The sequence below is a fragment of the Xanthocytophaga agilis genome, from assembly GCF_030068605.1.
Taxonomy (GTDB): domain Bacteria; phylum Bacteroidota; class Bacteroidia; order Cytophagales; family 172606-1; genus Xanthocytophaga; species Xanthocytophaga agilis.
Map to the genome: position 1 here is coordinate 346,001 of NZ_JASJOU010000009.1, position 13,210 is coordinate 359,210.

10 protein-coding genes and 1 riboswitch are annotated in these 13,210 nt (G+C 39.6%); of the genes, 5 read left to right on the forward strand and 5 right to left on the reverse strand.

What is annotated here, in order from left to right:
- Together upp and QNI22_RS24565 are read right to left on the reverse strand one after the other, a co-directional pair.
- On the reverse strand, window positions 1–645 hold the full coding sequence (gene upp, locus QNI22_RS24560; protein ID WP_314514584.1) for a uracil phosphoribosyltransferase: 645 nt from the start codon (window positions 643–645) through the stop codon (window positions 1–3).
- Between the two features lie 244 nt (window positions 646–889).
- Complete coding sequence (locus QNI22_RS24565; protein ID WP_314514587.1) at window positions 890–1,135, reverse strand: hypothetical protein; 246 nt, start codon at window positions 1,133–1,135, stop codon at window positions 890–892.
- 256 nt (window positions 1,136–1,391) lie between these two features.
- Here QNI22_RS24565 and QNI22_RS24570 point away from each other — a divergent pair, with 256 nt between their 5' ends.
- A complete protein-coding gene (locus QNI22_RS24570) occupies window positions 1,392–2,006 on the forward strand; it encodes an RNA polymerase sigma factor (protein WP_313986306.1) in 615 nt (204 codons plus the stop codon).
- A complete protein-coding gene (locus QNI22_RS24575; protein WP_314514589.1) occupies window positions 1,993–2,778 on the forward strand; it encodes a tetratricopeptide repeat protein in 786 nt (261 codons plus the stop codon). The genes QNI22_RS24570 and QNI22_RS24575 overlap by 14 nt, the downstream gene beginning before the upstream one ends.
- 61 nt (window positions 2,779–2,839) lie before the next feature.
- On the opposite strand, the gene QNI22_RS24580 is transcribed toward QNI22_RS24575, so the two are convergent.
- Entirely contained in the window at window positions 2,840–3,745 is a 906-nt protein-coding gene (locus tag QNI22_RS24580) for a Ppx/GppA phosphatase family protein (protein ID WP_314514591.1), read from the reverse strand.
- A 208-nt stretch (window positions 3,746–3,953) separates the two neighbouring features.
- Window positions 3,954–4,111: riboswitch (SAM riboswitch) on the forward strand.
- A gap of 76 nt (window positions 4,112–4,187) precedes the next feature.
- On the opposite strand from QNI22_RS24580, the gene QNI22_RS24585 reads away from it, so the two are divergent.
- Both QNI22_RS24585 and metH read left to right on the forward strand, forming a co-directional pair.
- On the forward strand, window positions 4,188–5,081 hold the full coding sequence (locus tag QNI22_RS24585) for a patatin-like phospholipase family protein (RefSeq protein ID WP_314514593.1): 894 nt from the start codon (window positions 4,188–4,190) through the stop codon (window positions 5,079–5,081).
- 68 nt (window positions 5,082–5,149) lie between these two features.
- Window positions 5,150–8,908 (forward strand): methionine synthase, encoded by a 3,759-nt coding sequence (gene metH, locus QNI22_RS24590; RefSeq protein ID WP_314514597.1) that lies wholly within the window; start codon window positions 5,150–5,152, stop codon window positions 8,906–8,908.
- On the opposite strand, the gene QNI22_RS24595 is transcribed toward metH, so the two are convergent.
- Together QNI22_RS24595 and QNI22_RS24600 are read right to left on the reverse strand one after the other, a co-directional pair.
- Window positions 8,909–9,109, reverse strand: coding sequence for a hypothetical protein (locus QNI22_RS24595; RefSeq protein WP_314514600.1), 201 nt, complete (start codon window positions 9,107–9,109; stop codon window positions 8,909–8,911).
- Entirely contained in the window at window positions 9,084–12,029 is a 2,946-nt protein-coding gene (locus QNI22_RS24600; RefSeq protein WP_314514603.1) for a glycosyltransferase family 117 protein, read from the reverse strand. The genes QNI22_RS24595 and QNI22_RS24600 overlap by 26 nt, the downstream gene beginning before the upstream one ends.
- A 176-nt stretch (window positions 12,030–12,205) precedes the next feature.
- Between QNI22_RS24600 and QNI22_RS24605 the strand changes: the two genes are divergently transcribed.
- Complete coding sequence (locus tag QNI22_RS24605; RefSeq protein ID WP_314514605.1) at window positions 12,206–13,204, forward strand: DMT family transporter; 999 nt, start codon at window positions 12,206–12,208, stop codon at window positions 13,202–13,204.
- Window positions 13,205–13,210 lie beyond the last annotated feature (6 nt).

Consider the following 13,210-nt stretch of genomic DNA (forward strand, 5'->3'; position numbering starts at 1 on the left):
TTACATTTTCTCACCAAAAGCCAGATCACCAGCATCACCCAGTCCAGGTACAATATAATATTTGTGATTCAGGCTTTCATCCAGTGCCCCAATCCAGAATTTTGCTTCAGGGAAATATTGTTGCACATAACTTACACCTTCATGAGTAGCAATAGCAGATACCAGATGCACCGAGGCAGGCTTCCCAAATGTACGTAATGAAGTCAGTGTCCTGATCACAGATTTACCAGTTGCCAACATAGGATCTATCAGAATCAACACTTTTCCCTCAAGATCAGGCATGGCCGTATACTGCATTTCAATATCAAACGAATAGTCATCGTTAGGTTTTCCGCGATATGCTCCTATAAATGCACTTTCTGCTTTATCAAATACATTGACAAACCCCTGATACATGGGCAATCCAGCCCGAAGGATAGTTCCCAGAACCGGTTGCTGTTCTAATAGTAATGTTTCAGATACTCCCAGAGGAGTTTGAATCTGAGCAGTTTCATAAGTCAACGACTTGGAGACCTCATATGCCAGCATCTCGCCTAATCTTTCCATATTGCGCCGAAAACGCATTCTGTCTTTTTGAATATCAATATCCCGAAGTTCAGCAATAAAGTGATTAGCAATGGAAGGGGTCTCTGACAATACAAACATGAGTAGTAGATTATATAGTGCAAAATATTCAGTCGGATATACTTGCTATACAATATCCATGGCTTTTACCTCAACACAGCAAAAATATCTCTATTCTGATATAAGAGGTTTCAGAATAACAGGTAAAAGGCGGATAAAGCTATCTTGCCGAAATATAACCATAAAAAAAATGCAAGGTCAATGACTTTGCATTTTTTTGATCAAGCATGAAGAAATCTATTTGTCTTGTCAGATCTGTAATACCTTATCTAGCAGGATAGGGTCGGTCTGCACGAATATTTCTATGTGGATGAGAAGGCGGCTGCTGTATCCATTGTATTAAAGTCCTGCGCATTGAGAAAAGTAAAAACGCTGTCCATGATAAAAATCCCAAAAGTGCAATTACCCATGTATCTTCAATCATCACAAGACGAATCATAATACCCCAGAAACACACCAATAGAATAATCAAAAACACACGAACTTTGCCTGAATTATTTTTTGCTTTCATAGTTATTTTACCAAATCTTCGAAAATCCTTTTTTTCCCTTCATTCATTCTTATCATACTACATTGGTAAAATACCCGCTCCAAATTGTAACCAACAAAGTTAAAATAGACTCAAAGAAAATTCAGATACAAAAACCAGTAGGTTTTAATGAGGGTCTAGCCTAAAAAGTAAACAGGATTCCATGATTTTTTTAATTTTTTTTCAAAATTTGGGTTACATTTAACTAAGCACTATTTACAAACTTATACCCGACACAATGAAAATCGGTAAACGATATTCGGATGAGGAAATTATACAGCTAGTCAAGTTCGGAAGAAATCTTGAACAACCTATTAGTTATTTATATACGGAGCACTTTGAGAATCTAACTAACTTCATTAGAAAGAATAAAGGGAGTCAGCAAGATGCCGAAGATATTTTTCAGGAAACGATCATCACTTTTGTTGATCTCGTAGAACGTGAAAAATTCAGAGGAGAGTCAAGTATCAAGACTTTTTTATATGCCATTGCCCGCAATATATGGCTTAATGAACTTAAAAAAAGAGACCGTATGTTTATCCGTGATACAGAATCATACGAACCCCAGTCTAAAGAGTCAGAAGATTTACAGGAAGCACTGATCAAAAACGAGTCTAAGCAGAAGGTATTAGAATTAATAGAGCAGCTAGGTGAAACATGTAAAAAGATTTTAGTCTACTACTATTACGAAAACCTTTCTATGAAAGAAATCTACGAACGTATGCATTATGAAAGTGAACAAGTAGTTCGTAATCAGAAGTACAAGTGCATGAAGAAGCTAATTGATTGGATTGATACGAATCCGGGTATGAAAAACACAGTTAAAGAACTACTGGCATATGGAACTGAATAACACACAACAAGAACGCTGGGAATACATAGATGCATACCTGCGTAATGAACTCAATACCGGAGAGAAAGCCAAGTTTGAAGACCAACTCTCAATTAACTCTTCTTTACAGGAAGAAGTAACATCAATACGTACAGCCAGCACGTTGATTCGCAGCTATGGACAACGTGAAGAATTAAAAGAAATCCATAAGAAAATGGTAAGCTTACAGAAAAAGAATCAGGATACATCTACACAAAATATACGCTTTTATTTACGAATAGCAGCTATTATTGTGTTCCTTATCGTTGCCTGGTCAGCTATTGGTTTTATGTCACTGACTCCCAATAGCCTGTATAGCGATGACTTTAGTAGTTTTACCTCCGATGCAGTTCGTGGCGAAGCAGGCCCCAAACATCCCAAAACAGAATATCTTATTCACACAGAGTACGCTAATGCTAACTATGTGCGTGTAGTAGAATTATATAAGGGAAGCAAAGAGAAAGGTCTTACAGAAACGTTTCTTGCAGGCAATGCATACCTTGCCATAAATCAAGCCTCTGCTGCAATCTATTGTTTTAAGCAAGTTCTATATCTATCTGCAAAAGAAAACACATATGATTATTATCAGGAAGCTGAATATTACCTAGCATGGTCGTATTTAAAAAACAATCAGCTTGATGATGCGATTAAGCTTTTCGACAAGATTTATCGTAGTGAGTTCCATGTACACAATGGCGATGTAGATTCATGGTTCTACTGGAAACTGAAACTCCTCCAGTGGAAAAGACGATAAGACCTTATTATCAAAAAGTAAAAGCCCGTTTGTAAAGAAGAATAAACGGGCTTTTACTTTTTTATACTCTTAACTTTTTTATTTTCTCATAGAGTCCTTGTATAATCCCATCAATCAGACCTATTTCAGGCACTTTGATCAGATCAGCATTGGCACACTGCATTACATATAAATATATTTCTGCTGCAGGTACAATAACATCCGCCCGATCAGGGTTCAAACGTAGTTTATTGATCCGATCTTCTACAGAATGCCGCATTACAAAATCATGAATGGTTGCAATATCGTCCCGACTTACCATTCCACTTACACTCTGTTGTGTGAACTGGTAAAGTTTAGCCATCTCATAAATTTTACTGATATTCCCTCCTGTTCCTACAGCATAGATAGGCTCTGAAAGCCCTCTAAGTTCTTCTTCCAACCATTCTTTCATGGACTTCCATTGACGCGCAGCTTTTTTAGGCTCTTCCAGTAATCGTACTGAGCCAATCTTGAAAGACCGGGCTGCAATTTTTTTCTGATTTACATATACATTCAATTCAGTACTCCCTCCTCCTACATCAATGTGCACATAAGTAGCTGTATCCAATTCACGTACTACTACATTATTGACCAACTCAGCCTCCTGATTGCCTGTGATGACTTGAATACGCATATTCAGTTTTTCCTGAATCCGCTTTACAATATCGGGTCCGTTTTCTGCTTCACGCATAGCAGATGTAGCACAAAGACGAAACTGATCTACTTCATGCAATTCAAACAACAACTTACAGGCATGTATAAACTTGGTCAGATTTGCTTCGCGCTGAGGACCAATTACGCCAGAATGAAAAACATCTTTCCCTAATTGAAGTGGAAATCGAATGTACTCTACCTGTTTAAAAGACACTTTATCTCCATCATATAATACCAGACTGATTTGCATACGGGCAGCATTTGACCCTATATCGATGGCACCTAATTTCATAAATAAAAAAAATGAAGGATGTTTAAAATGTAACAACATGTATCCACACTATTCTTTGCCATCTATCAGAACAAAAATAGCACCTTTGTTTTGGATACATTCCCATAGATAGTTCTTATTCCTGTGGATACCATGATTTTTTTGTATAAATGAATCACTATGTATCTATTTTTTATCTTCCTTTTAATTATATACCTTTGTACACAAATGCTTATCCAGAAAGACGGAGGGAATGGACCCAATGATGTCTTGGCAACCGTTTTTCGTTTCAGATATCTTACTACTACCAGAATTGCATCTCTGAAACGTAAAAAAAGGTGCTACTTTCCACCCCAGAACAAACTATTTTTTGGGGAAAGATAAGGAAGAAGCCTCATTTGCAACCCATCAAATGATCCTCCTCTCTGGAACTGCATACGTATAGGCGCTAAAAATAACTGGAATGAGATATCTCTTTTTCCTATTCTTTGCATATTATGTAACTGGTCAATGCTTTGGCCAGGCCACAGCCGTTTATCGAAATCTGGTAATGGAAGGAGGCGGTATTCGGGGTATAGCCTATAGTGGTGCTATTAAGGAACCGGAGCAGAGGGGTATACTGGATTCGATTACTCGGGTAGGTGGCACATCAGCGGGAGCTATACAGGCCGCTCTTCTGGCTGTAGGATATTCGGCAGATGAAATCAGACAACTCATCTATGCTATGCCTGTAAAAAAAATGAACGATGGCCGTTTCGTATTTATAGGTGATAGTAATAGCCTTGTTAAATATTATAACTGGTACAGGAGTGAAAAGTTTACAAAATGGCTGGAAGAACAACTAAAGGCCAAAACAGGACTTGACAATATTACACTGGACCAGCTACATACTATGGCAGGCCCAAACGGTATGAGGGATTTATATGTCACAGGCACCAATCTTACCCAACAAAAGGTCGAAGCGTTGTCATACGAAATCTATCCAGCCATGAAAGTATCAGATGCAGTTCGTATTTCCATGTCGATACCTCTGTATTTTAAAGCCATGTTTATAGATTCTCTTGGTAATACTATAGCAAAACCTGCGCCTGGCCAGAAGGTAAACGTGATGGTAGATGGAGGTATTTTAGCTAATTATCCTATTGACCTTTTTGATCAGAACAAGTATTTATACAGGCCACAATCTGGACTTGCTTTGGATGCCTATATACTCAATTCTAAAACACTAGGTTTGCGTCTGGATAGAGAAGAGCAAATACCCTATGATAATCAGCAGAAAGGACTCGCCCCCTATGAGATTTACAATTTTAAGAGTTATATGTCTGCCTTTTACACTAACGATTGGATTCCTACATAAGAAATAACCTCTACCAATATACTAAGAATATATACCATACATCGACATTAACATATACCTATACCTACATGACTGACATTCGCGATATTCTCAAGCAACGTATCCTCATACTTGATGGAGCCATGGGAACCATGATTCAACGGTATCATCTGACAGAAGAAGACTACAGAGGAGAACGCTTTAAGGATTTCCCCCATGATTTGAAAGGTAACAATGACCTATTATCTATTACACAACCAGCAATCATCAAGGAAATCCATACCAAATATCTGGAAGCAGGAGCGGATATCATTGAAACTAATACCTTCTCGGGTACTTCTATCGCAATGGCAGACTACCATATGGAAGATCTGGTATATGAATTAAACTATGAGTCGGCTAAAGTAGCGAAAGAAGCTGTTATAGAATTTAATGCAAAATACCCTGAAAAGCCTCGCTTTGTAGCAGGTGCTATGGGGCCAACCAACCGTACGGCATCGTTGTCGCCAGATGTTAACAATCCTGGCTATCGTGCTATTACGTTTGATCAACTGGTTGACGCTTATTATGAACAGGTACGCGGACTTGTTGATGGTGGAGCGGATATACTATTGGTAGAAACCATTTTTGATACGCTTAATGCTAAAGCAGCTTTATTTGCCATTGATTTATTCTTTGTCAATAACAAAGATAAGCAGCCTTTGCCTATCATGGTTTCCGGAACCATCACAGATGCATCCGGACGTACTCTATCCGGGCAGACAACGGAAGCATTCTTAACTTCTGTATCACATCTGCCGTTGCTTTCTGTAGGACTTAACTGTGCACTAGGTGCAGACTTAATGCGTCCGTATGTCCAAACATTAGCAAAAGAATCTCCTTTCTTTACCTCTGCATACCCTAATGCAGGACTCCCCAATGAATTTGGAGAATATGATCAATCTCCGGATGAGATGGCAGCCATTGTAGAAGGGTTTCTGTCAGATAGCTTTGTCAATATAATAGGTGGTTGCTGTGGTACTACGCCTGATCATATTCAGGCTATTGCAAAAGTAGCAGCCAACTATCAGCCACGTCCTCTTCCTCAGTTTGACAAGACAATGAAACTGTCAGGTCTGGAGCCATTAAGGGTAACCAAAGAAACTAACTTCATCAATGTTGGGGAACGAACCAATGTAACAGGTTCAAAAGCATTTGCACGACTTATTAAAACAGGGGATTATGAAGCAGCCCTGAGTGTAGCACGTCAGCAGGTAGAAGGTGGAGCCCAGGTCATAGATATTAATATGGATGAAGGGATGCTTGATTCTGTAGAAGTGATGACCACTTTTCTGAATCTGATAGCAGCCGAACCTGATATTTCCCGTGTTCCAATCATGATAGACTCTTCCAAATGGGAGGTTATTGAAGCAGGATTGAAATGTGTACAGGGCAAAGCGATTGTAAATTCTATCTCTCTAAAAGAAGGAGAAGAAAAATTCAAAGACTATGCACATAAGATACTGCGTTATGGCGCAGCGACTGTAGTAATGGCTTTTGATGAACAGGGACAGGCAGATTCCTATGAACGCAGGATTCAGATTTGTGAAAGAGCATACAACATTCTCGTAAAAGAAGTAGGCTTCCCACCTGAAGATATCATCTTTGACCCTAATATTCTGACAGTTGCAACAGGTATTGAAGAACACAACAACTATGCGGTTGATTTTTTTAATGCAACCAAATGGATAAAAGAAAACCTTCCTTATGCAAAAGTATCAGGTGGGGTATCCAATATATCGTTTAGTTTCAGAGGTAATGACCATGTACGTGAAGCTATGCACTCTGCTTTCCTGTACCATGGAATTAAGGCTGGAATGGATATGGGCATTGTCAATGCTGGTCAGCTGGCAGTATATGATGACATTCCTAAAGATTTACTGGAACTCGTAGAGGATGTGTTGCTTAACCGCCGTCAGGATGCAACAGAAAGACTAATCGCATTTGCAGAAACAGTAAAAGCTCAAGGCAAGGAAAAAGTTGAAGACCTTGCATGGCGTAACGGAACAGTAGGTGAACGTCTGACTCATAGTCTTGTAAAAGGTATTGTAGATTATATCGATCAGGACGTAGAAGAGGCTCGTCAGCAAGTAGATCGTCCATTAAAAGTTATTGAAGGACCGCTAATGGATGGCATGAATGTGGTGGGCGATCTGTTTGGCGCTGGAAAAATGTTTCTTCCTCAAGTTGTAAAATCGGCGCGGGTAATGAAAAAAGCGGTAGCCTATCTGCTACCATTTATAGAGGCAGAAAAAAGCGGTGGTGGAAGTTCTTCAGCAGGTAAAATCTTATTGGCAACAGTTAAAGGAGATGTGCATGATATCGGAAAGAATATCGTAGGTGTGGTGTTAGGTTGTAATAACTACGAAATCGTTGACCTTGGTGTAATGGTACCTACAGACAAAATTCTGGAAGCCGCTCGTAGAGAAAATGCTGACATCATTGGTTTGAGTGGTTTGATTACTCCAAGTCTGGATGAGATGGTAGGCGTTGCAAAAGAGATGGAACGCCAAGGATTTACCATACCATTACTGATTGGCGGTGCCACTACATCACGTATCCATACTGCTGTTAAAATTGACCCTCACTACTCAGGTCCGGTTATCCATGTGCTGGATGCAAGTCGCTCTGTGCCAGTAGCAGGAAAGCTAGTACAGAATGAACAAACCCGTGAAGAAATATTCCAGGAGATAAAAGGAGAATATGCCAAACTTCGTTCAGATCATGCGAATCGTCAGAAAGACAAGAACTATGTATCTATCGAAAAAGCTCGTGAGAATAGTCTGAAAATTGATTGGGAAGCATCTCCTATGTACCAACCTAAATTTTTAGGCAACCGTTATTTTGAGGATTATGATCTTGCAGAAATTGCTAAATACATAGATTGGACTCCATTCTTCCAGACATGGCAGCTACAAGGCAAATATCCTAAAATCTTTGATAACCCAGTTGTGGGTGAAGAAGCGAAACGTCTTTATGAAGATGCACAACAAATGCTTCAAAAAATCATAAAAGATAAATCACTCAAAGCAAAAGCTGTAGTAGGTTTCTATCCGGCAAATGCGGTTGGTGATGATGTGATTCTTTATGATTATGCAGAAGAAGTGGTAGAGGTACCTTGTGAAAAACATGGATCTCATAAACATGTAAAATATGTAGTAAAAGATGCTCAGGTTCGGAAGCAAGAGGCTATCATAAACAAGCTTCACTTTATTCGTCAGCAGGGTCAAAAAGCATCTAATGTCCCAAATATTTGTCTATCTGACTTTATTGCCCCTCTTGAGACAGGCAAGACAGATTACATTGGTGCCTTTGCAGTTACGGCAGGTATTGGTATCGAAGCTCTCCTCGAACTATATGAGAAAGATCATGATGACTATAACTCTATCATGATTAAGGCATTGGCAGATCGTCTGGCTGAAGCATTTGCAGAACTCATGCACGAACGTGTTCGTCGGGAATTCTGGGGATATGCAACCAATGAAAAACTTAGCAATGAAGATCTGATTGCAGAAGAATACCAGGGTATTCGTCCAGCGCCTGGTTATCCAGCCTGTCCGGACCATACAGAGAAACGTACCTTGTTCGATCTGCTGGACGCAGAACAACGGATTGGAATTACATTAACAGAAAGCTTTGCTATGTATCCGGCAAGTTCCGTAAGTGGATGGTATTTCTCTCATGAACAGGCAAAATATTTTCCAGTTGGCAAGATGGCTAAGGATCAATTGGAAGATTATGCCCAACGTAAGAATATGACCATAGAAGAAGCTGAAAAATGGTTGGCCCCAAATCTGAATTATGATTAATTAATTCAGCGATTCATAAACTAAAAATTCATTTATATCAAAGGCTTGTGCTCCTGCTATACGCAGGATGCAAGCCTTTCGTTTTACCCATACCTGATTAGCTATCATTTTCCGGCGATGATAAATAAAAAAGCCCCTGAGATCAGGGGCTTTTTTATCATTTATAATCTTGTATTTATTGTCCGCCAAAAGCAGGAGCATAACGATTTAATACTTTTTCATAAGCATCCGCTTCTTTTTTCCCAGCTTCTTTTAAGGCATTGGCAACCTGGCTCAGAATGTACATACTTAACCGAGAGTCATCATTCTGTGGATCATTCTGCATATAATAATCCAAATTTTTCACAGCACGATCTCCCATGATTTTTGCGACCTCCATGCCTTTTTTCTCCTCTCCAGTTTTTAACAGTACAGAAACCAAAGGTGTAGTGTATAGATCATATGGGATAGTCTGATCTGGTAATACCTTCAAGCAGAACAATGCAACCTCACGAGCCTTATCATTCTTACCTTCCATCATTAATTGCTCTGCCAGTTCAAGGAATGCACGACGAGGAACAATAGTAGGAAGTGCACGATAGTTTGCATCATAATACACTTTAGGATTGTCTGTATTACGCCAGAATGTCTTTTTAAGCATATTATCAAACATAATGTCAGAGTTTACATAGCCATCACGTGCTCCCTGTACCCGAACAGGTAATAAACGCATAGCATATCCTTCCTGCTGCATATACTCACGCAATCCCAGATAGCTGGATTGAGATAATGTTGTATTAAAGTAAATAGGCCGTTCCCAATTGTTATTGGCAATCATATCAAGCATAATCAGATCTGGTTTCAACAAATCACCACGATTCACACTCCACACCATTTCAGACTTAATAGAATCCTGTAGTTCAGTTTTCACTATCCCCATACTACGTACTTTATTTACATCTACAGGCAATACCAGTGTTCTGGAAGGTAGAATAGTCAGTTTTTCGCTGCCATAAGCATACTGGATAGCTGGATTTTCATCCTTTACCAGTTGCATATATTGTTTCAGATTTATACCGCCTTTTACTGCCTCATTCTCCATTACTGGAATTTGCTCATTTTTCCCTTTGTAGTTTTTCTCTTCCAGAGAGATTGGCAATGCTTCTGATTCATACACCTTACGCTTCATCTGACTGATATACCATTCTGTTCCCAACAAACTTAGGTTACATACCCGTACATCTGTACGGAAACCTTCTACATCCTGAACGTACCATAGAGGGAAGGTATCATTATCTCCACCTGTAAACAATATTGCATTAGGAGCACAGGAGTTCAACAAGTTCTTTGCCCAATCTACCTGCATATAGCGTCCAGAACGGTCATGATCATCATATCCCTGTTGAAGCATAATTCCTGGTACAATCAGAGAAACAGCCGTAGCAGCAAAAGCAACTGTAGTGGAATTTTTCAGGTACTTAAGTAGTGCATCACCAAAAGCAATTACTCCCAGTCCGATCCATATGGTAAAGGCATAAAACGACCCTACATAAATATAATCCCGCTCACGAGGTTCTACAGGAGGTGAGTTCAGATACAATACCAACGCTATTCCAGTAAGGAAATACAAAATAAAGGTTGCACCAAAACCTTCCTTATCACGATTAAATTGAAATACCAATCCAACAGCACCTAAAATCAGTGGCAATGCCCAAAAATTGTTTCGAGCTCTGTTATGCTCTACTTCAGCAGGAACTGCTTTTCCTACCATTACAGGTGTTAATGTACCTGCGCCTTCAATATCGCTCTCCCGACCAATAAAGTTCCAGCCGAAATAGCGGAAATACATATATCCAATCTGATAAGTGAACAGAAACTTAATATTATCAGCAAAGGTAGGGCGTTCATCCGGACGTAGCCCTAATTTCTGACGATATAACTGAGGGTGATTGTCCTGACGGCTAAACAAACGAGGGAATAACATCTGTCCACGATCTTCATACACATACTCAATCTTATAATCATAGATTTCGTATTTGTCTTTACCTTTCAGGTATACAGGAGTAGTACGTTTTGTGTCTACTAATTGTGTAATGAAAGTAGGTCCGAAGAACAAAGGACGATCACCATACTGTTCACGTTTCAGGTATTTTACGAACTCAATTACGTTGCTGGGGTCATTTTCGTTGATTGGCGGATTAAAATTTGACCGAACCAATGCCAGCATGTAACAGGAGTAGCCAATAATAATAAACGTAAATGAAAGGATAGCCGTATTCCAAAGTACTTTCTGGTGCTTTTGAGTATAATAAATGCCAAAGATCAAGGCTCCAACAAACAAAAGGACGAAGAAGATAATACCTGAGTTAAATGGTAATCCTAAACTGTTAACAAAGAAGATTTCAAGACTTCCTGCCAGACTTGGTAATCCAGGGATAACTCCCAGCATGATAAACAGAATTACAGCACCACTGATTGCCAGAGCAGCCAGCAGACCCATAACACTGAACTTATAATTTTTATGGTAGTAGACTAATCCAAGAGCAGGTAAGGCAACAAGGTTTAGTAAGTGAACGCCTGTTGACAGACCAATCATGTAAGCTGTAAAGATAAGCCAGCGATTAGCAGCTGCCTCATCTTCTATTAACTCCCATTTCAGAATAGCCCAGAAAACAAACGCTGTAAAGAAAGAAGACATCGCATATACTTCAGCTTCTACAGCAGACCACCAGGCGGAGTCACAAAAAGTATAGGCTAAAGCACCCACAACACCTGCTCCCATTAAAAGGAAAGTTTCACCAAATACGAGTTGCTCTGCGGACTTTTTAAAGACTTTACGACCTAGCAAAGTAATAGTCCAGAATAAAAACAAAGAAGCTCCGGCACTGGTCAATACTGACTGCATATTAATCCAGAATGCAACTTTAGTTACATCAGATCCAGCCAGCAAGGCAAATGCCCTGTTAACCATCAAAAATATAGGTGCTCCGGGAGGGTGAGGAACCTGCAGTTTGTATGATGCAGCAATGAACTCGCCACAATCCCAGAAACTAGCCGTAGGCTCAACGGTGAGAGTGTACACAACAGCCGCAATGAGAAACACTACCCAGCCAGTAATGTCATTAATTCGCTTAAAACTCATGAAGTACAAGATTAATGGTTATTCGGTTTGTGCAACGAAGCACATGATAAAACAAATATTTTTGTTATAAACAACACTTTGTAGCAAGGGGCGAAAATAGTAAAAAAATATTGGAACTTTGGAAATAATCCTTTTGTAACCTAATTATCAAATTTATTCATTGAAATACTTTTTCCTTGACAACTAAATCAGCGTCTGCTACTACCTCTGTAAACCCCCTATTGGGCATCATTGCAGTCTTTTTTTCAGCTCTGCTTTTTTCAGCAAAGGCGGTGATGATCAAACTGGCATTTCGATATCCTGTAGATCCGGTTTCTCTGCTTTGTTTACGTATGGTGTTTTCTTTGCCTTTCTTTTTAGGCATTGCCTTATATATCAATCGAAAAACATGGCTACCCAAACTACCTTTGTTAGGCAGAGAACTAGGTGGCGTTGCAGAAAAAACAGCTTTAACCGAAGATATTGGCTCCAAGATTCATTCCAGACTCACATTTGCAGACTATGGAAAGTTAGCTGGCTTGGGTGTACTTGGATATTATGCTGCCAGTATTCTGGATTTTTGGGGATTACAATATGTCAGTGCAGGTCTGGAAAGGCTTATTTTGTTTGTATACCCTACGTTGGTTGTTGTGATTTCCTGGTCAGTATTCAAAAAACCAATAGGCCGTACTGAGGTGTTTGCATTAGTCCTTACGTATGCCGGTATGCTGGTCGTGTTTTCAGGACAATCTTTTCTTAGGCAGACTAATATATGGATGGGGGCCTTTCTGATCTTTGGAAGTGCGCTAACGTATGCGATTTATCTGGTAGGTAGTGGTCGTATGATTCCCCGCTTTGGTGCCGTTCGATTCAATGCTTATGCCATGATAGTATCCTCTTTCGCAGTGATTCTACACTATCTGATCTCTTATCCGGAATCGTTATGGCATTTTCCGGCACAGGTTTATTATTACGGAATGGCCCTGGCTATATTTTCGACGGTTATCCCTACCTTTCTGGTAACCGCAGGAATAAAGATTATTGGCGCAGGTAGAGCTGCCATTGTAGCCAGCATAGGTCCGGTTTCTACTATTGTGCTGGGTTATTTCTTTTTAAATGAAACTGTTGAATTAAGAGAGGGAATCGGTACTGTTCTGGTTTTGGCAGGAGTATTGCTTGTAAGTACAAAAAAATAACAAAGC

Bases quoted from the DNA above. Each gene is read 5' to 3' on its own strand.
- metH (WP_314514597.1), top strand. From the start codon at position 5,150: ATGACTGACATTCGCGATATTCTCAAGCAACGTATCCTCATACTTGAT.
- QNI22_RS24575 (WP_314514589.1), top strand. From the start codon at position 1,993: ATGGAACTGAATAACACACAACAAGAACGCTGGGAATACATAGATGCA.
- QNI22_RS24580 (WP_314514591.1), bottom strand. From the start codon at position 3,745: ATGAAATTAGGTGCCATCGATATAGGGTCAAATGCTGCCCGTATGCAA.
- QNI22_RS24565 (WP_314514587.1), bottom strand. From the start codon at position 1,135: ATGAAAGCAAAAAATAATTCAGGCAAAGTTCGTGTGTTTTTGATTATT.
- upp (WP_314514584.1), bottom strand. From the start codon at position 645: ATGTTTGTATTGTCAGAGACCCCTTCCATTGCTAATCACTTTATTGCT.
- QNI22_RS24570 (WP_313986306.1), top strand. From the start codon at position 1,392: ATGAAAATCGGTAAACGATATTCGGATGAGGAAATTATACAGCTAGTC.
- QNI22_RS24600 (WP_314514603.1), bottom strand. From the start codon at position 12,029: ATGAGTTTTAAGCGAATTAATGACATTACTGGCTGGGTAGTGTTTCTC.
- QNI22_RS24595 (WP_314514600.1), bottom strand. From the start codon at position 9,109: ATGCTCCTGCTTTTGGCGGACAATAAATACAAGATTATAAATGATAAA.
- QNI22_RS24585 (WP_314514593.1), top strand. From the start codon at position 4,188: ATGAGATATCTCTTTTTCCTATTCTTTGCATATTATGTAACTGGTCAA.